This is a genomic window from Burkholderia sp. BCC0397, from assembly GCF_902832865.1.
Lineage (GTDB): Bacteria > Pseudomonadota > Gammaproteobacteria > Burkholderiales > Burkholderiaceae > Burkholderia.
Genome location: NZ_CADFDL010000001.1, coordinates 305,836 through 324,332, shown reverse-complemented (window position 1 = coordinate 324,332; position 18,497 = coordinate 305,836). Strand labels below are relative to the sequence as shown.

The 18,497-nt window shown below is 67.4% G+C and carries 19 protein-coding genes; 9 read left to right on the top strand and 10 right to left on the bottom strand.

Features of this window, described 5'->3' with window-relative positions; all coding sequences use genetic code 11:
- Positions 1-312: 312 nt before the first annotated feature.
- Both HWX03_RS01545 and HWX03_RS01540 read left to right on the top strand, forming a co-directional pair.
- Positions 313-630, top strand: coding sequence for a type II toxin-antitoxin system RelE/ParE family toxin (locus HWX03_RS01545; RefSeq protein WP_347879522.1), 318 nt, complete (start codon positions 313-315; stop codon positions 628-630).
- Between the two features lie 3 nt (positions 631-633).
- On the top strand, positions 634-933 hold the full coding sequence (locus HWX03_RS01540) for an addiction module antidote protein (protein WP_174386022.1): 300 nt from the start codon (positions 634-636) through the stop codon (positions 931-933).
- Positions 934-981: 48 nt separating this feature from the next.
- Here the strand turns inward: HWX03_RS01540 and HWX03_RS01535 are convergent, their stop codons facing one another.
- The 5 genes from HWX03_RS01535 to andAc form a co-directional block, all read right to left on the bottom strand.
- Positions 982-2,268, bottom strand: coding sequence for a DUF445 domain-containing protein (locus tag HWX03_RS01535; RefSeq protein ID WP_175870007.1), 1,287 nt, complete (start codon positions 2,266-2,268; stop codon positions 982-984).
- Between the two features lie 109 nt (positions 2,269-2,377).
- Positions 2,378-3,595, bottom strand: a complete 1,218-nt coding sequence (gene andAa, locus HWX03_RS01530; protein ID WP_175870006.1) for an anthranilate 1,2-dioxygenase system ferredoxin--NAD(+) reductase — start codon at positions 3,593-3,595, stop codon at positions 2,378-2,380.
- On the bottom strand, positions 3,585-3,911 hold the full coding sequence (gene andAb, locus HWX03_RS01525; protein WP_129516794.1) for an anthranilate 1,2-dioxygenase ferredoxin subunit AndAb: 327 nt from the start codon (positions 3,909-3,911) through the stop codon (positions 3,585-3,587). Before andAb ends, andAa begins: the two co-directional genes overlap by 11 nt.
- A 26-nt stretch (positions 3,912-3,937) precedes the next feature.
- The gene (gene andAd, locus HWX03_RS01520; RefSeq protein ID WP_174428951.1) at positions 3,938-4,414 is read right to left on the bottom strand and encodes an anthranilate 1,2-dioxygenase small subunit AndAd; all 477 of its coding nucleotides are present in this window, start codon (positions 4,412-4,414) and stop codon (positions 3,938-3,940) included.
- A 14-nt stretch (positions 4,415-4,428) separates the two neighbouring features.
- A complete protein-coding gene (gene andAc, locus HWX03_RS01515; protein WP_175870005.1) occupies positions 4,429-5,700 on the bottom strand; it encodes an anthranilate 1,2-dioxygenase large subunit AndAc in 1,272 nt (423 codons plus the stop codon).
- A gap of 213 nt (positions 5,701-5,913) precedes the next feature.
- On the opposite strand from andAc, the gene andR reads away from it, so the two are divergent.
- Positions 5,914-6,873, top strand: a complete 960-nt coding sequence (andR, locus tag HWX03_RS01510; protein ID WP_175870004.1) for an anthranilate 1,2-dioxygenase regulatory protein AndR — start codon at positions 5,914-5,916, stop codon at positions 6,871-6,873.
- A gap of 147 nt (positions 6,874-7,020) precedes the next feature.
- On the opposite strand, the gene HWX03_RS01505 is transcribed toward andR, so the two are convergent.
- The 3 genes from HWX03_RS01505 to HWX03_RS01495 all read right to left on the bottom strand — a co-directional run bounded on the left by HWX03_RS01505 (position 7,021) and on the right by HWX03_RS01495 (position 10,112).
- The gene (locus tag HWX03_RS01505) at positions 7,021-7,332 is read right to left on the bottom strand and encodes a hypothetical protein (RefSeq protein ID WP_175870003.1); all 312 of its coding nucleotides are present in this window, start codon (positions 7,330-7,332) and stop codon (positions 7,021-7,023) included.
- A gap of 44 nt (positions 7,333-7,376) precedes the next feature.
- Positions 7,377-9,056, bottom strand: a complete 1,680-nt coding sequence (locus tag HWX03_RS01500; protein WP_175870002.1) for a methyl-accepting chemotaxis protein — start codon at positions 9,054-9,056, stop codon at positions 7,377-7,379.
- A gap of 165 nt (positions 9,057-9,221) precedes the next feature.
- On the bottom strand, positions 9,222-10,112 hold the full coding sequence (locus HWX03_RS01495; protein WP_174428948.1) for a LysR family transcriptional regulator: 891 nt from the start codon (positions 10,110-10,112) through the stop codon (positions 9,222-9,224).
- A gap of 91 nt (positions 10,113-10,203) precedes the next feature.
- On the opposite strand from HWX03_RS01495, the gene HWX03_RS01490 reads away from it, so the two are divergent.
- The 3 genes from HWX03_RS01490 to catC are packed head-to-tail and all read left to right on the top strand — an operon-like array spanning position 10,204 to position 12,606.
- Positions 10,204-11,337, top strand: coding sequence for a muconate/chloromuconate family cycloisomerase (locus HWX03_RS01490; protein ID WP_175870001.1), 1,134 nt, complete (start codon positions 10,204-10,206; stop codon positions 11,335-11,337).
- Positions 11,338-11,369: 32 nt separating this feature from the next.
- A complete protein-coding gene (catA, locus tag HWX03_RS01485) occupies positions 11,370-12,272 on the top strand; it encodes a catechol 1,2-dioxygenase (protein ID WP_175819076.1) in 903 nt (300 codons plus the stop codon).
- 43 nt (positions 12,273-12,315) lie between these two features.
- A complete protein-coding gene (catC, locus tag HWX03_RS01480; protein ID WP_050017398.1) occupies positions 12,316-12,606 on the top strand; it encodes a muconolactone Delta-isomerase in 291 nt (96 codons plus the stop codon).
- A 162-nt stretch (positions 12,607-12,768) separates the two neighbouring features.
- Here catC and HWX03_RS01475 read toward each other — a convergent pair whose 3' ends face one another.
- Positions 12,769-13,548 carry an NAD(P)H-dependent oxidoreductase gene (locus tag HWX03_RS01475; RefSeq protein WP_175870000.1) on the bottom strand — a complete coding sequence of 260 codons (780 nt, stop codon included), beginning with the start codon at positions 13,546-13,548 and terminating at the stop codon, positions 12,769-12,771.
- An 86-nt stretch (positions 13,549-13,634) separates the two neighbouring features.
- Here HWX03_RS01475 and HWX03_RS01470 point away from each other — a divergent pair, with 86 nt between their 5' ends.
- Together HWX03_RS01470 and HWX03_RS01465 are read left to right on the top strand one after the other, a co-directional pair.
- The gene (locus HWX03_RS01470) at positions 13,635-14,528 is read left to right on the top strand and encodes a LysR family transcriptional regulator (RefSeq protein WP_175869999.1); all 894 of its coding nucleotides are present in this window, start codon (positions 13,635-13,637) and stop codon (positions 14,526-14,528) included.
- A 166-nt stretch (positions 14,529-14,694) separates the two neighbouring features.
- Entirely contained in the window at positions 14,695-15,099 is a 405-nt protein-coding gene (locus HWX03_RS01465; RefSeq protein ID WP_175819072.1) for a DUF2471 family protein, read from the top strand.
- A gap of 193 nt (positions 15,100-15,292) precedes the next feature.
- On the opposite strand, the gene HWX03_RS01460 is transcribed toward HWX03_RS01465, so the two are convergent.
- Positions 15,293-17,326 carry an NADPH-dependent 2,4-dienoyl-CoA reductase gene (locus tag HWX03_RS01460; RefSeq protein WP_175869998.1) on the bottom strand — a complete coding sequence of 678 codons (2,034 nt, stop codon included), beginning with the start codon at positions 17,324-17,326 and terminating at the stop codon, positions 15,293-15,295.
- A 75-nt stretch (positions 17,327-17,401) separates the two neighbouring features.
- Between HWX03_RS01460 and HWX03_RS01455 the strand changes: the two genes are divergently transcribed.
- Complete coding sequence (locus tag HWX03_RS01455; RefSeq protein WP_175869997.1) at positions 17,402-18,481, top strand: AraC family transcriptional regulator; 1,080 nt, start codon at positions 17,402-17,404, stop codon at positions 18,479-18,481.
- Positions 18,482-18,497 lie beyond the last annotated feature (16 nt).

Genomic DNA, 18,497 nt, shown 5'->3' with positions numbered 1-18,497 from the left:
CTACTGGACACAGACCACGGCACTGCTCGCCGCGCAAGACGCCATGCTGGATGCGTGATGCGCGGCGGCGCCTCCGGATGCCGGAGGACGAACGGACCCGCCCGCGCGCGGCAAGCGCACACGGACGGCAAAGACGTTTTTGATTGTAGACGGATTCGCGGAATTCCGAATTCGACCGGATGGCCGGCTCCCGCAGCGGGACAAAGGTCGGCCTGATGGCCAGTAAACGTCCAGGACGCGCCCGGCCGGGCTGTAATGGCAACGATGTTCCATTCAACAGACATGTGAACCATGGTTGACACATTGCCATTCATGCCCTACAGTGCCCCTGCATTCAGCATCCGGACCACCGACGTCTTCGACGCCTGGTTTGCCGGCCTGCCCGATCGCATCGCCAAACGCCGCATCCAGGCGCGCATCGACCGCCTGTCGATGGGCAATCCGGGCGACTGGAAATCCGCCGGCGCGCCCATCGTCGAAATGCGCATCGATCATGGGCCCGGTTATCGCGTCTACTACGTCCGGCGCGGAACGATCTGGGTCATCCTGCTCTGCGGCGTCGATAAATCGACGCAACAGGCCGACATACGCGCCGCGCACGCAATGCTCGCGCACCTCGACATGGAGTGATCGATGGACAAGATCAACACGCGGCCGTGGGATTCGGCCGAACACCTGAAAACCGAAGACGACATGGCCGACTACTTCGACGCATGCCTGCAGGAGGCCGGCGACGATCCGGCCTTCATCGCGCATGCGCTCGGCGTGATCGCCCGCGCACGCGGCATGTCGCAGGTCGCACGCGACGCGGGCCTGTCGCGCGAAGGGCTGTACAAGGCGCTGTCGCACGACGGCAATCCGAGCTTCGGCACGATCCTGAAAGTCATCAAGGCGCTCGGCCTGCAATTGCACGGCGCCAAGGCTGGCGCGTGACCCGGCGGCGCACGGCATCGCGCCGCGGGCGCAACGCCCGTGCCCGCCTCAGTGCAGCCACCCGGCCGCCCAGCGCGGCGCCAGCGACACCAGATACAAACCAAGCCCGATCAACCCGCCGACCAGCGTGCCGTTGATGCGGATGTATTGCAGGTCCTTGCCGATGTTCAGTTCGATCTGTCGAGACATCTCGCGCGCATCCCAGTTGCGCACCGTGTCGCGAATGTGACGCATCAGGAAATCGGCGAAATCGGGCGCCATTTCGTGCACGGCCTTCTCGACGTGCTCGTTCAGCGACGCGCGCAGCGCCGGGCTCTCGGCAAGCCGCGCGCCGAGCCAGCCGCCGAGCGTCGCGGCCTGCCGGTGCAGCGCCGAATCGGGGCGCGCGAGATCGGCCTTCAGCCACGCACGCAACTGGTCCCACAAGTCGCGCACATACTCGTTGAACGCATCGCCGTCGCGAATATAGCGCTTGATCTCCTCGCCCTTCGCGATGAACGCGGGGTCGTGCTTCAGCCGCTCGGTCAGCCGCACGACGGTCCGGTCGAAGCGTTGCCGCAGCTCGTGCTCGGGGTCGGCCGCGACACCTTCGAGCACGCGGCTCACCGCACTCGCGAGCATCCGCGCGCCGTTCTCGCCGAACCACTGCGTCGGCATGATCTTCTCGACCTTCGGATATTGCGTCTTCAGCCATTCGACGATGAAGCCCGCGATCACCTCGCGGTTCTCCTCCTTGTCGAGCACGTCGACCACCTGTTCGATCGCGTCGTCGAGCAGCGCCTGATGGCGGCCGTCCTTCGTCAGCGTGTCGAGGATCGCGCCGGCCGATTGCGACAGGTCGATCCGGTCGATCACCGCGCGGAACGCATCGTGGACGAACGACTGGATCCGCGCGTCGTCGGTCATGTCGAGCGCGAAGCTCATCAGCTTCGTCACGTAGCCGCCGAGCGCGTCGGTATTCGCCGGCTCGCCGAGCCACGCGCTGAGCTTCTGCGCGGGATCGTGCTGGCGGATCTGCGCGGCGAGCGCGTCGGGGCCGAGGAATTTCTCGCGCACGAACACCGCGAGGTTGTCGGCGATCTTGTCCTTGTTCTTCGGAATGATCTCGGTGTGGCGCGACACGAACGGGATCGGCACGCGGCGGAACAGCGCGACGACCGCGAACCAGTCGGCGAGCGCGCCGACCATCGCGGCTTCGGCCACCGCCTTGACGCCGTCGACCCACGGGCCGCGCGGCAGCAGGATGGTGGTGACGAACACCGCGACGGCGGCCAGCAGCAGCCACAGCGCGCGGCGCTTGCTGCGTTTCAGTTCGAGGGCTTTGTCGGGCGTCATGGAGGACGGGCGGATCGGCGATGTCGCTAATATCCCCGATTTCGCCGCAACCGACAAACCCGCAGCCGACGTCGGCGCGCCCGGCGCACACGCGCCGCGCGTCCCGCCGTTACATGAACGTCTTCAGATTCACCGCCGGATCGGCCAGCTTCACCGGATCGGGCACCGCGCCCGCCGCGATCAACCGCCGCGACGCGCCGATGTCGCGCCCGAGGTTCGCCGCGGCCACCGCGACGATCCTGCCGTCATCGCCGAGCCCGAACACCGTGAACGGCCCGCTCGCCGGATCGCCGCGCACGACGATCGTGCGTTCGCTGCCGAACAGCCCGAGCATCTGCAGGTTGCAGTCGTACTGATCGGACCACAGCCACGGCAGCTCGGCATAGCGCTCGTCGGCGCCGAGCAGGTTCGCGGCCGCGACGGCCGGCTGGTTTTCTGCCACCTGCCACGATTCGATCCGCACATGCCGCCCGAGCAGCGGATTGAAGTGCATCGTCACCTCGCCCGCCGCGAAGATCGCGGCATCGGCCGTGCGGCAGCCCGCATCGACGCGTATCCCGTTGTCGACGTCGAGCCCGGCCGCCTGCGCCAGTTCGACGTTGGGCACCACGCCGATGCCGACCACGACGATGTCGGCCGGCACGTCGCCCTGATCGGTCTCGACGACGGCGCCGCCTGGTGCACGACGGATCGCGTGCGGCAGCGTCGCCATCTGGAAACGCACGCCGCGCGCATCGTGCAATTGCCGCGCATACGCGCCGACGGCTTCCGGCAACGCACGCTGCAGCAAGCGCGCAGCCGGGTCGATCACCGTCACGTCGCAGCCGAGCTGACGCGCCGACGCCGCGACCTCGAGGCCGATGAAGCCGCCGCCGAGCACCGCCACGCGGCGCCCGGGCACAAGTTGCGCACGCAACGCACGCGCATCGTCGACCGTGCGGACGTAGTGCACGTCGACACCTTCGTCGATCGCCCCGCCGAACGTGCGCACGCGCGAGCCCGTCGCAAGCACGAGCTTCGCGTACGGCAGCGTCGCACCGTCGTCGAGCCGCACACGCTGTGCGTCCCGCTCGATCGCATCGACGCGCGTGCCGAGCCGCAGTTCGATGCGCTGCGCGTCGTACCACGCCGCGTCGCGCACGAACGCGCGCTGCTCGCCGCCGTCCGTCAGCAGCGCATCCTTCGACAGCGCGGGCCGGTCGTACGGCAACTCGCGCTCCGCGCCGATCATCACGATGCGCGCCGCCGCATCGCGTTCGCGCAGCGCTTCGGCCGTCCGCCGCGCCGCGTGGCCGGCGCCGACGATCACGAACGGATCAGCCGACATTGACTTCCACCTGCCCGTCGACGATCCGGATCGGATAGGTCCGCACCGGCTCGGTGATCGGCGCGCATTTCGGCGCACCCGTGCGAATGTCGATCAGCCCCTGGTGCAGCGGGCATTCGACGCAGCCGTCCTCCACATAGCCTTCGGACAGCCGCGCATGGCCGTGCGTGCAGAGGTCGTGCATCGCGAACAGTTCGTCGCCGATCCGGAACACGGCGATCGGCTTCTGGCCGGCGACGCGCGCCGCCGGTTCGTCCTCGGAGAATTCGTCGAAAGTGCCGAGCGGATGCCACTCGGCCAGCGTTGCTTCGGTCATGTCGTTTCCTTGCTTCGTCAGATCGGTCAGATCGGCGTCGCGAGCAGCGTCTGCACGCGCGACGTGTCGTAGATCACGCGCTTGGTCTTGTAGCGCAACCCGTCGGGCGTGCGGACCACCGTGTCGTAGTACTTGCCGGCCTGATACACGTTCGATTCGCCGTTGCTGCGCGTCTGCACGACCACGTAGTTGCTCTCGGTATCGAACTCGCCGTCGCGTTCGGCGACGATCGTCAGGCCCGACGTCATGTGCCGGTACGTGTGCTCCTCAAAGATGTTCGCGTGCCGCAGCGACACCACGCGGTCGCGCAGCATCCGCTGGTTCGTGCAGTGGACGATCCCGACCGGCAGCCCGAGATCGGCGTTCTCCTTCGGCACGATTTCGTACGTGCAGTCCTCGGTGAACATGTCCGGCCAGTGTTCGAGCCGGTCGTTGTCGAGGTGCCCGATGTAGCGGTTCTGGAGCATGTAAATCTCGAACCACGTCTTCATGTCTTCCGTCATTTTTTGCTCCCGCCTCAATAGCCCATCAGCTTCTGGTAGCCGACCCAGAACTTGCGGATCAGGCTCTCGGTGATCACCGTGTCCTGCTGGTCCGGATTGCCGCGCGACATCTCGATCACCGACGTCGCGTCGGCATCGCGCACCGTGCCGCGCTGCACGAGCTCGGTCGCTTCCGTGTCTTCCATCGAGATATAGCCGGCCGGCCCGACGAGGTTCGCCTGCTTGATGCGCAGCGCGCGCAGCTCGGGCGTGTCGTCCGCGTAACCGAAGAAGTGGAAGATCAGCTCGAAGTTGTCCGGCCCCTTCGGCAAGATCTGCCGCGCGACCAGCGTGTTGTGGATCTGCTGGATCACGAGCTGCGGGAAGATCGGCTGGATATGGTTCGTGCAGTCCTCGTCGTATTCCGACACGAGATCGAGGATCGATTCGTCTTCCAGATGGAAGCCTTCGTCGAACGAACGGATGTTCTGCTGCTTGTACGCGGCCGACGTGTCGTCGTTCGTCTTCGTCACCGTGATGATGCTGTGCAGCCCGTGGTTCGCGTCCGGAATCGAGCGCGCCTTCATCCCGACGCGGAAGATGTTGAAGGTCGTATGGAACAGGTGCAGCATGCTCGCGTGATACGGGTCCTTCACGTTCTCCATGTACAGCTTCCAGTTCGACTTCGAATACTGGCGCGTGCAGCCGAGATACTCGATCGGCTTGTGGAAGATCCGGTCGATCCACGGCCGCATCTGCTCGCCGAGATACTCGGGCAGCGGTACGACCTCGTCGCTGAAGGTCGCGAACACGAGCCCGCGATAGCTGTCGACGCGCAGCTTGCGCAGCCCGTGCTGCTTCGGGTCGAAATCGGCCGGCATCCCGGTCATGCCCTTCTGGCCGCGCCGGAACGGCACGCCGAGCAGGTTGCCCTGGTTGTCGAAGCTCCACTGGTGATAGACGCACGTGTGCGAACTCGCGTTGCCGCGCGACTTGCGGCAGACCTGCGCGCCGCGGTGCGCGCAGCGGTTCACCCACGCGGACAGTGCGCCGTCCTCGGTGCGCGTGACGACCACCGGCGTGTCGCCGACGAACGTGCTCTTGAAGTCGCCGGCGTTCGGGATCTCGGCTTCGAGTGCGACGAAATTCCACGTCGGCCCGCGGAAAATGCGTTCCTGCTCGCGATCGTAGACCGCCCGCGAGCTGAACACCTTGTACGGCACGCGCGAGCCGTCGTCGTGCGGGAAGGTTACGTCGGATGCGTCGCCGCGGGCGGCGAAAACGACGGGCGATTCTGTCTGCTCCATGTCGGACTCCTGGTCGATCCGTTGCGTTGAATGCATGGAGCCGATTTTTGAAAAGCTAATATTCGGCGTCTATCCGGAAAGTGCGATTGCGGCGGCGCACTATCCACTTTCGGCGGATTTCTGCGCTAGCATGACGGCACACGCGACCCGGCGCCCGATCGCGCCCCATTCGTCGGATCGAAGCGCGCGTCGTCCATACCGAGGCTGAGGCCCATGTCCCCAACATCGTTCGAGCCGCTCGCGCTGCGCGCGCACCGGCTGTTCGAATCCCGCGATCTCGACGAGACGCGCGAGCGGATCTCGCGCGTGATGCAGCCGCACGCGCTGCTGCCGAACGGCCGCGTGCAGGGCGCATCGCACATGGATTTCGTCAAGCTGGGCGGCCTCGGGATCGGCACGATCGCGTTCGGCGACGCGATGCGCGTACAGGTCGACGCCGTCGACGGCTACTATCTGCTGATGTTCTGCCTGTCGGGCCATGCCGAAGTGCGCGCGATGGGGCGTCAACTCGGCGTCGACGGCCAGACCGGCGTGCTGTGCGCGCCCGGCGAGCGCTTCGACGCGGTGCTGTCGGCCGATTGCGAACAGTTCGTGCTGCGCATCGACGCGGCGACCGTCGGCGCGCTGACCGGCGACCCGCGCGCGACACTCGACCCCGTGCTGCACGTCAGCGACGCCGCGCTCGGCGCGTGGCGCCAGCAACTGATGTTCGTCGCGCGGTCGCCCGAGCTGCTCGAACGCGCGAACGCGAACCCGCGGGTCGCGGCGCAGCTCGAGCATCTGCTGATCGACCTGCTGATCGAGGGCCACCCGCCGTCCGTGCTGCCGGCGTCGCATCGCGACCCGGCGCCGGGCTTCGTGCGGCGCGCGCAGGAATTCGTCGATGCGCACTACGCGCAGCCGCTGCAACTCGCCGATATCGTCCAGGCCGCCAACGTGCCCGAACGGACGCTGCGCGATGCGTTCCTGCAATTCCGCGGCATGAGCCCGATGCAATACCTGCGCGCGACGCGGCTCGCGCACGCGCGCGAACTGCTGCGCGGCGCGGCATCCGACCGGCGGATCGCCGATATCGCGCTCGACTGCGGGTTTACCCATCTCGGGCGGTTCGCGATCGCGTATCGGGAGAGGTTCGGCGAATCGCCGTCGGACACGCTCGACGCCAAGCGCTGAAACCGTCCGCGCACGCCACGCTCCACGCCGCACGCCGCATTTCGCGCTTCGTCCTGCCGATCGCCATCCCTACCATTCGCGCCTTCCGCTGGCGAGGACAGCCGCTCATCGACGGTCGGTTGCGCTCGCACGACGCGACCTCGAGATCTACGCCGACGGTTCGCGCCGCCGCACGGCGTTGCGCGCCGCGTCCGCGGACGGCCGGCGTGCAGGGTCGAGCCGTGCCGCCGCGCACGCCAGCGCCCCTTCGATCCGTTCGACCATCGTGCGCGTGGCCTCGCTGCGCGGGCTCGCGCGCAGCAACAGCCCCAGCCACCTCAGCCGCCGCGCGAGCATCGGCACGACCAGCGTTCGGACGATCAGCCGCTGATCGCGGTCCAACGGATCGAAACGCACGCATGCGTCGACGAGCGCATCGAGCGTGAGTACCACGTGAGCAGAACGCGTCGAGCCTTTCATGGGCCTATACCCCCGTCGCAGCAGGCTGCGGACCGTGATCCCGATCAAAACGCCTTCCAGTCGACGGCTTCGGCCACAGCAGGCTCGCTCAGCCCCACTACCAGCGGCGCAACCGCCGGCGGTTTCGTCCGCGCGGGCGCCGGCACCGACGACGCCACGGCCGGCGCATCGACCGCGTTCGGGGCGAGCTTGAACGTGGCCATCGCCTCCTGCAGACGGCCGGCCTGCTCTTCGAGCGAATGCGCCGCCGCGGCCGCCTGCTCGACGAGCGCCGCGTTCTGCTGCGTCACCATGTCCATCTGCTCGATCGCCAGATTGACCTGCCCGATCCCCTGGCTCTGCTCCCGCGACGCGGCCGCGATTTCGGCGACGATATCGGACACCTGCTTGATCGCGAGCTTCACCTGCCCCATCGTCGCGCCGACGCCCGTGGCCTGCTGCGCGCTGTCCCGGATCATCGACACCGACGCGCCGATCAGTTCCTTGATCTCCTTCGCGGCGGCCGCCGAGCGCTGCGCGAGGCTGCGCACCTCGCTCGCGACCACCGCGAAGCCGCGCCCCTGCTCGCCGGCGCGGGCGGCCTCCACCGCGGCGTTGAGCGCGAGGATGTTGGTCTGGAACGCGATGCCCTCGATCACGCCCGTGATGTCGGAAACCTGGCTGGAACTGCTGCTGATCTGCCCGATCGTCGCGACCATGCTCTGCACGGCATCGTTGCCGGCATCGGCCATCCCGGTCGCGCGCGTCGCCAGCGTATTGGCCTGCTGCGCGTTGTCGGCGTTCTGCTTCACGGTCTCGGTCAGTTGCGTCATGCTCGACGCGGTTTCCTCGAGCGACGCGGCCTGCTCTTCCGTGCGGGCCGACAGATCGGCATTGCCGCTCGCGATCTGGCGCGACGCGACCGCCACCGCTTCCGCGCTGCGCTTGATGCCGCGCACCGTCGCCCCGAGCTGCCGATCCATCGTCGCCAGCGCACCGAGCAGCCGGCCGAATTCATCGTGCGAATCGATGTCGATCCGATTGTCCAGCGACCCGCCGGCGATTTCGTCGGCCACGCTCACGGCCTTGCCGAGCGGCGTCGAGATATGCCGCATCAGGTGCGCGGACACCCACGCCGCGACCAGCACGCCGATGCCGATCAGGCCGATCGCAATCCATAAAATCATGACGAAGGTCGATGCGCTGTCGTCGACGAACGACTTCGCCTGCTCGATGTTCAGCGCGATGTCGTCGTCGAGCGCCTGCTTGAGCGCGCCGGCGGCGGGCGCCAGCCGGTCGATCGCCGCGGCGGCCGCGTCGCGGTCCCCGCCGCCCACCGCCGCGAGCGCTTCGTCCACGCCGGCCCGGAACCGCGGCAGCACGTCGCGAATCCGGTCCGCGATGCGGCGCTCCTTGTCGCTCGTGATCGATTCGCTGTAATAGCGGTTCCATATCGTGTCGAGACGGCGTTGCTCGGCACGCGTCTCGTCGATCCCGCTTCGGACCCGCGCGGGATCGCGCTCGGACAATGCCCCACGCATCCGAAGCTGGGTCTCGAAGGTCGCGGCGCGAATTTCCGACAACTCGCTGATCGGCAGCGTATTGCCCGTATAAGCGTCATGGACGTTCGAATTCAGTCTCGACATGCCGAACAGGCCGAACACGCCGATGGCGACCATGAGCGCGACACACGCGGCAAGCGCGAAAAAGATCCTGAACTTTATGCTTTTCCCAAATCGGCTCACGTTGCTCTCCTTGAATGCCCAGGGCGATGCGGAACGGGAAACCCCGCCTCCAACCCTGTTTACGGAGAGCGACACGGCCGATTTATCCGCCGGCGACGGGATAGAAAAAACCATGTGCGGCAATAATCGGCTCGCGGCGATCGTTTTTCGGTCGTCCGGCAGCCCTCACGCCGCCGGCACGATCATCTCCCGCGCAATCGCGCAGAACGCCGCCGTGGCCGCGCTTTCGCCGTGCAGCCGGCGGCTCATGATGATCGGCGACGTCGCGCCCGGCTCCGGCAGCCGCCGATAGACGACGCCCTTCACGCGCACGCCCTCCACGCTCTCCGGCACCAGCGACACGCCCACCTGCGCGGCGACGAGCCCGAGCGCCGTCTGCAGTTCGCGCACCTCGTGCACGGCCGCCGGCACGACCGCACCGTCGCGCAGCGCCGACAACTGCTGATCGGCGAAGCTCGGCCGCGGCGTGCTCGGGTAGACGATCATCGTCTCGGTCGCGAGATCCGCGAGCGTCAGCGGCCGGGCCGGATCGGCGAGCCGATGCCCGACCGGCAGCGCCGCGATCAGCTTCTCCTCGATCAGCGCCTCGCGCACCAGTTGGTCGTCGTCGAAGCGCAAGCGGCCGAACCCCACGTCGATCCGCCCGCCCTTCAGCGCGCCCAACTGTTCGAGCGTGAACATTTCGATCAGCGACAACTCGACGTCCGGCTGCGCCTCGCGAAACGCGCGGATCACGTCCGGCAGCGCGCCGTACAGTGTCGACGGCACGAAGCCGATCACGATCCGCTCCGACAGTTGCGCGAGCCGCCGCGTCAGCGGCCCCAGTTCGTCGGCCTGGTCGACCAGACGTTTCGCCTGCGCATAGAACACGCGCCCGGCATCGGTCAGTTTCAGCGGCCGCGCGCCGCGCTCGAACAGCGGCAACCCGATCTCGTCCTCGATCGCCTGGATCTGGCGGCTCAGCGGCGGCTGCGTCATGTGCAGCCGCTCCGCGGCCCGCGTGATGTTCATTTCCTCGGCGACGGCGATGAAGTACCGGAGCTGACGCAATTCCATTTCATGCCTCAAAGGTATGGAAGTAGTCGGAAAGAGTGTTGGACGACGCGGGGCGGGAATTCCTACCATGTGCACCAACAGGAGGAATCGCATGATAGCAACTGCCGCCACCATCGAGCGCATCGAGACGTTGCTGGTCGACGTGCCGACGATCAGGCCCCACAAATTGTCGGTCGCCACGATGAATTGCCAGACGCTCGTACTGGTCCGAATTCGATGCACGGACGGTATCGAAGGCGTCGGCGAGGCGACGACCATCGGCGGTCTCGCGTATGGCGAGGAGAGCCCCGAAAGCATCAAGGTCAACCTCGACACCTACTTCGCGCCGCTGCTGCAGGGCATGGACGCGACGCGCCCCGGCGCCGCGATGGCGCGTGCGCGCAAGCTGTTCCAGGGCAACCGCTTCGCGAAATGCGCGATCGAGACCGCGCTGTTCGACGCGCAGGCGCGTCGTCTCGGCGTACCGCTGTCCGAGCTGTTCGGCGGCCGCCGGACCGATGCGGTCGATGTCGCGTGGACGCTCGCGAGCGGCGACACGCAGCGCGACATCGCGGAAGCCGAAGCGATGCTCGACGCCCGCCGCCATCGCGCGTTCAAGCTGAAGATCGGCTCGAACGCAGTCGCCGACGACGTGGCCCACGTGGTCGCGATCAAGCGCGCGCTCGGCGAGCGCGGCGACGTGCGGGTCGACGTGAACCAGGCCTGGAGCGAAACCGATGCGATCTGGGCCGGCGCGCGGCTCGCCGACGCCGGCGTGAGCCTCGTCGAGCAGCCGATCGCCGCGACCAACCGCGCGGGGCTGAAACGCCTCACGCAGCTCGCGCAGGTGCCGATCATGGCCGACGAGGCGCTGCACGGCCCCGTCGATGCGTTCACGCTCGCGCAGGATCGCGCGGCCGACGTGTTCGCGGTGAAGATCGCGCAATCGGGCGGCCTGCAGGGCGCCGCGAGCGTCGCGTCGATCGCGGCGGCGGCCGGCATCGAACTGTACGGCGGCACGATGCTCGAAGGCGCGGCCGGCACGATGGCGTCCGCGCAACTGTTCAGCACGTTCGACTCGCTGAAATGGGGCACCGAACTGTTCGGCCCGCTGCTGCTCACCGAGGAGATCCTCGTCGAGCCGCTGCGCTACCAGGATTTCAAGCTGCATCTGCCGGCGACGCCCGGCCTCGGCCTCACCTTCGACTGGGCCCGCATCGAACGGATGCGACGCGACGCCCGCTGATCCCCACACGACAACCGAAACCGGAGACACAGATGAACAAGCCAGCCATCGACGCACTGCTGAAGACCTTCGACGACGCCGCCGAGAAGCCCGGCAACCCGCGCGTGCGCGCGATCGTCAACCGGATCGTGAAGGACCTCTGCTACACGATCGAGGACTTCGACGTGCAGCCGAGCGAGTTCTGGACGGCCCTCAACTACCTGAACGAAGCCGGCCGCGAATTCGGGCTGATCGCCGCGGGCCTCGGCCTCGAGCGCTTCCTCGACGTGCGGATGGACGAAGCCGAGGCAAAGGCCGGCATCCAGGGCGGCACGCCGCGCACGATCGAAGGTCCGCTGTATGTCGCCGGCGCGCCGGAATCGGTCGGCCACGCGCGTCTCGACGACGGCACCGATCCGGGCCAGACGCTGATCATGCGCGGCCAGGTGCTCGGCCAGGACGGCGCGCCGCTCGCGAACGCGCTGGTCGAGGTGTGGCACGCGAACCATCTGGGCAATTACTCGTACTTCGACCCGTCGCAGCCCGCGTTCAACCTGCGCCGCTCGATCCGCACCGATGCCGAAGGCCGCTACAGCTTCCGCAGCGTGCTGCCGGTCGGCTACAGCGTGCCGCCGGGCAGCAAGACCGAGCAACTGCTCGACCAGCTCGGCCGCCACGGCCATCGTCCGGCGCATATTCACTTCTTCGTTTCCGCGGACGGTTATCGTAAGCTGACGACGCAGATCAACATCGATGGCGATCCGCATCTGTGGGACGACTTCGCGTTCGCGACGCGCGACGGGCTGATCCCGCCGGTCAGGCAGGCGGAGGGCGCGGAAGGCAAGCCGTACGGCGTCGACGGGCAATTCGCGCTGATCGACTTCGACTTCTCGCTGCTCAAGGAAAAGCAGGACGTGCCGGGAAGCGAGGTCGAGCGGGCCCGCGCGCAGGCGTGAGCGGCCTTCCCGTTCGACGAATCGACAATGCAAGGAGTGCAGGATGCTGTTTCATGTGGAAATGACCGTTCGCCTGCCGGCGGACATGGATCCGGTCAAGGCGGCCACGCTGAAGGCCGAAGAAAAGGCGATGTGCCAGCGGCTGATGAACGAAGGGACCTGGCGTCATCTGTGGCGGATCGCCGGGCAGTATGCGAACGTCAGTATCTTCGACGTCGAAAGCGTGCAGCAGCTGCATGACGTGCTGAGTCAGCTGCCGCTGTTTCCGTATATGGAGATGGAGGTGCGGGCGCTGTGCCGGCATCCGTCGTCGGTGCGGGAAGACGATCGGTAAGCCACGCTGAATCGCGGCCGTGACCCACGGCCACGAGATGTACGATCCGCACGACCCGGGCGGCCGGCGATGTCACGCAGGCCGCCCGGGTCTTTTGCATGGTGCAATTTGTGTTTGGCGGCGGTTAGCCGTGTCACCCCGCATCGGGGGGTGCAGTAACCGTCAGGCGGTCAAATGCGCGGCGAACCCCACCTTCCCCGGCGCGACCTCCTCTTTCAACGTCAGCGCCGGAATCTCGTAATCGCCCGTGTTCTGCCGGCGGAACGGAATCGGCGGCGTGGTCCACAGATCGTCGAGACGCCGGCCGAGCGCCGCGCGCGTTTCGTCGAAGCGCGCGGCGTTCATCTTGCCCGTCCGATAGATCACGAACGGCGGCAGCACGTCGAACCCCGGGTAATACAGCACCCCATGCTGGATCGGGAACAGCAAGTCGTCGATCGGTCCGTTGATGCCGCGCGGGCTGTAGTGCGGTTCCCACCCGCCCGTCGTGACGATCACCATCGCCCGCTTGCCTGCCAGCATCCCTTCGCCGTAGCGGTCGCCCCAGTGCGTATCGGAGTGCTCGCCGACGCCGTACGCAAAGCCGTATGCATACACGCGCTCGAACCAGCCCTTCATGATCGCCGGCATCGAGAACCACCACAGCGGAAACTGCAGGATCACCGCGTCGGCCCACTTCAGCTTGTCCTGCTCGCGCGCGATGTCTTCGCTCTGCGTACCCGTCGCGAACGCGCGCTTCGAATCGAGCGACGGATCGAACCGTGCGTCGGGCGCACGATCGGTCACGTCGTTCTCATCCAGCACCGCCTTCCAGTTCATCGCATACAGGTCGGTCACCTGCACCGCGTGGCCGGCCGCTTCGAGATGTTCGACCGCGAAGTCACGCAGCGCGCCGTTCAGCGAACGCGGCTCGGGATGGGCATACACGATCAGCACATTCATGTTGGTCACTCCGTGGATTGAATGACTGCAGAATGGGGCTTTCAACGGTATATTTGAAATGAATTCATGATATTCCAGGTATAGCCATGAATAATCTCAGAAGGCTCGATCTGAACCTGCTCGTCACGCTGGACGTGCTGCTCGCCGAGCACAACGTCACGCGCGCGGCCGAGAAGCTGAACATGTCGCAGCCATCGGTCAGCGTGCAGTTGCAGAAACTGCGCGACGTGTTCGGCGATCCGCTGCTGCTGCCGGGGCCGCGCGGGATGCGGCCGACCGCCCGTGCGGAAGCGCTGCGCGAGCCGTTGCGCGACGCGCTCGAAGCGGTCGAGCGCGCGGTGATCCCGGCGACGCCGTTCGATCCCGCGACCGCGACGAACACGTGGCGCGTGGCCGCGACCGACTACGGCGAATCGACGATCGTGCTGCCCGCGCTGCGCACGCTGCGTTCGACCGCGCCCGGCACGCGGCTGGCCGTCGTCGAACTCGTGCCGCCGCGCATCGAGCAGGATGCCGAACGAAACGGCGTCGACCTGGCCTTCCATACGACGGAAGGGTCGCCGCCCGGCATGCGACGACTGCCGCTGTTCGTCGAGCGTTACGTGCTGATCGGCCGTGCCGGCCACCCGAAGCTGAAGCGGCGCCCCACGCTCGCGCAGTTCGGCACGCTCGAGCACGTGATCGTGTCGCCCGACGGCGGCGGCTTCTTCGCCGTGACGGACGAAGCGCTCGCAAAGGTCGGTGCCGCGCGGCGCGTCGTGCTGTCGGTGCCGCACTTCCTGTTCGTGATGTCGGCCGTCGCGAGCACCGACCTCGTCGCGATGCTGCCCGAGCGGCTGGTGCGCGACGTGCCCGCGCTGCGCGTGGTGGACGCACCGGTCGAGGTGCCCGGCTATGAAATGTCGATGCTGTGGCACGAGCGCGTGCATCGCGATCCGGCGCATCGATGGCTGCGGGAGACGATCGCGGCGGCGGTGTAAATCGCTCGCCCGCTCGATGCGATTCGCCCGCGTCGAGCGCCGACGCACGAAATCCTGCATTCGGGACTTGAAACCGCACCAAACACTGTATATATTTACAGTGCTTTTTTGCACCATTTGACCCGAATTCCGTCATCCAAGACGAACGGACTTTTGTGAGGCGACCATGTTCCAGGCTTCCGCATTCGATCCCGAGCAACCCGGCTTCAATCCCGTCCATTTCGAGCGCGCCGCGCAGCGGGCGGTCGTCGATCTGCAGCGTGTCGCGGGCGGCCCCGCGCAGCGGGCGCTCGGCCTGAGGCGCCGCACCCACCCGGCGGCCGTCCGCACGATGAGCTGGCAGGCGCTGCTGAACGTCGAGGAGCTGGCGTTCTCGAACGCCGGGTTCCTGAACCGCAACGATCCGGCCGTCGTCGACGCTTTCATCCGGCTGCGCGACAGCCGGCTGGTCGCGGCGGACGTCGAGGAGCCGGTCGACTGGCGCCGGGACGACGACGACCTGCCGGCCATCTACCTGATCGTCAAGGCGATGCTCGAAGCGGAAGCGGAAGAGCGGGCCGAAGCGGCCTGAGCCGCGCCGGCCGATCGCGGTCACGGTCGGCCGGGTTCGCGCCGCCATGTTGCATGGTGGCGCGGTCGGCACTGCGGCTTGTTATGGTTCTGCGCCCGCGAATCGGCGCATCCTGTGGCAAGCCGCGAACCGTCCCGTCAGCCGATCATCGCCACGCGACGAACGTCCGGATGAGCGTCGCAGCGGTCGCCCGTTACAACCGCGCCGCCAGCCGTGAGCCCTGATCGATCGCGCGCTTCGCATCGAGTTCGGCGGCCAGTTCCGCGCCGCCGATCAGGTGCACCGAGCGCCCGGCCGCCTGCAACGGCGCGAGCAACGCACGTTGCGGCTCCTGCCCCGTGCAGAGCACGATCGTGTCGGCTTCGATCAGTTCGTGATCGGTGCGCTGCTCGCCGTACGACACATGCAGCCCGCGCGCATCGATCCGCTCGTAGTTCACGCCGCCGATCATCTTCACCTGCTTCATCTTCAGCGTCGCACGGTGAATCCAGCCGGTCGTCTTGCCGAGCCCCTTGCCGAGCGGCGCGGCCTTGCGCTGCAGCAGCGTCACTTCCCGCGCCGGCGCCGATACCTGCGCACGCGTCACGCCGCCGCGCGTCGCGGCCGGATCGGTCACGCCCCACTCCGCTTTCCATTCTTCGAGATCGAGTGCCGGCGACTCGCCGTCCTGCACCAGATATTCGGCGACATCGAAGCCGATCCCGCCCGCGCCCACCACCGCGACCCGCCGGCCGACCGGCTGCCTGCCCGCGAGCACGTCGACATAGCTGAGCACGTTCGGCCCGTCCTGCCCCGGAATCTTCGGGTCGCGCGGCGCGACGCCCGTGGCGAGCACGATCTCGTCGTAGCCGCCCGCAATCAGGTCGCTCGCGTCGACGCGGCGGTTCAGGTGCAGCTTCACGCCGGTCAGCTCGACCTGCCGGCCGAAGTAGCTCAGCGCTTCGTGAAACTCCTCCTTGCCCGGAACCCGCTTCGCCATGTTGAACTGGCCGCCGATCTCGGCCGCGCCGTCGAACAGGTCGACCTGATGACCGCGCTGCGCGAGCACCGTCGAGCAGGCGAGCCCGGCCGGCCCCGCGCCGACCACCGCGATCCGCTTCGGCTGCGACGCGGGCGTGTATTTCAGTTCCGTCTCGTGGCACGCGCGCGGATTCAGCAGGCACGACGCGATTCGGTTCTTGAACGCATGATCGAGGCATGCCTGGTTGCAGCCGATGCAGGTATTGATCTCGTCGGCACGGCCCTGCGCGGCCTTGACGACGAACTCGGCATCCGCGAGCAGCGGGCGCGCCATCGACACCATGTCCGCGCAGCCGTCCGCGAGAATCTGCTCGGCCACTTCGGGCCGGTTGATCCGGTTGGTCGTCACGAGCGGGATGCCGACCTCGCCCTTCATCTTCTTCGTCACCCACGCGAACGCGCCGCGCGGCACCGATGTCGCGATCGTCGGCACGCGCGCCTCGTGCCAGCCGATCCCCGTGTTGATGATCGTCGCGCCCGCGCGCTCGACCGCCTTCGCGAGCTGCACGGTTTCGCGCCAGTCGCTGCCGTCCGGAATCAGGTCGAGCATCGACAGCCGGTAGATCAGGATGAAATCGCGGCCGACCGCTTCGCGCGTGCGCTCGACGATCTCGATCGGCAAACGGATGCGGTTCTCGTACGACCCGCCCCACTGGTCGGTGCGCTTGTTCGTATGCATCGAGATGAACTGGTTGATCAGGTAGCCCTCGGAGCCCATGATCTCGACGCCGTCGTAACCGGCTTCGCGTGCCAGCGTCGCGCAGCGCACGAACGCGCGGATCTGCCGCTCGACGCCGCGCGCGCTCAGTTCGTGCGGCGCGAACGGCGAGATCGGCGACTTGATCTTCGACGGCGCGACCGCGAACGGGTGGTAACCGTAGCGGCCCGTATGCAGGATCTGCAGCGCGATCTTGCCGTCCTCCGCATGCACGGCACCGGTGATCTCGCGATGCCGGCGCGCGGCGGCCGACGTCATCAGCGTGCCGCCGAACGGCTTGGTCCAGCCGGCCACGTTCGGCGCGAAGCCGCCCGTCACGATCAGGCCGACGCCGCCGCGCGCACGCTCGGCGAAATATTCGGCGAGGCGCGGCAGCGTCTTGCGGCTGTCCTCGAGGCCGGTATGCATCGAGCCCATCAGCACGCGATTCTTCAGCGTCGTGAAGCCGAGATCGAGCGGTGCGAGCAGGTGGGGAAAGGGTGTCGTCATGATGATTCGGCCAATAAGCGATGCCTGCCATCGTAGGCGCGCGCCGCCTTGAACGTGAGGGGGCAAACAGCCATAATGCTTGTCATTTCCGGCCAAATCGACATGATCTCCCCGTCTCGCAAGGATCGCCTCGGGCTGCGCCGGCCGACGATTCCGGTCGCCTATCCGCGCCTGCTGCTGCAGGCGCTGGCCGCACGCGGCGTCGACCTGGCCGCCGTGCGTGCCGGCACGGGCCTGCGCGACGCGGTGCTGGCCGAACCGGACGCGCGCGTCGCGCCGTCGCAATGGGGGCGGCTCGTGCTCAATGCGATCGAAATCGGCGGCGATCCGGGCATCGGGCTCGCGTTCGGGCTGCTGCTGAAGCCGACCGTGCACGGCTTTCTCGGCTACGCGACGCTGACCGCGCGGGACATCCGCGACGCGCTATCCGTCACGCAGCGCTACTTCCGGATGCGCAATCGCCAGTACCGGCTGACCTATGCGGAAGACGAACGCGGCGCGACGCTCGAACTGCACGGCGTGCAGGCGAACCCCGTGCTGCAGCATCACGTGATGTTCGAATTCGTGCTGACGGGGCTCGCGCAGAACATCTCGCAATGGTCCGGCCGCGCGTCACCGCCGATCAGGCTGCAATTCGCGTGGCCGGAGCCCGCGTATTTCGCGCGCTATCGCGACGCGTTGCCGCCGGTGGCATTCGGCTGCGCGGCCAATGCGCTGTGGATTGCGCGCGACGTGCTCGACTGGCCGCTGCCGCTCGCCGACGAAGTCGCGCACCGGCAGGCGCTCGTGCAGGTCGAGCGCGAGTATGCGCAGGTGCGGCAGGAGGAAGGCGATCTGGTCGAGCGCGTGCGGGCGGAACTGGCGCGCGCAGCCGGCGATTATCCGGGGCCGGATACGCTCGCCGACGCGCTGCTCGTGTCGACGCGCACGCTGCGGCGCCGGCTGGAGGAAGCGGGGTCGAGCTACCGGCAATTGCTCGACGAAGCGCGGTTTCGCGACGCCAGGCAGTTGCTCGCCGCGTCGGATCTCGATCTGAAAACGATCGCCGAGCGGCTGCAATTCACCGACCCGGCGAATTTCACGCGCGCGTTCCGGCGCTGGGCCGGGCAGACGCCGAGCGCGTACCGTGAGGCGGCTGCGGGAACTCGCGAGTAACGCGAAAGATGTGCGC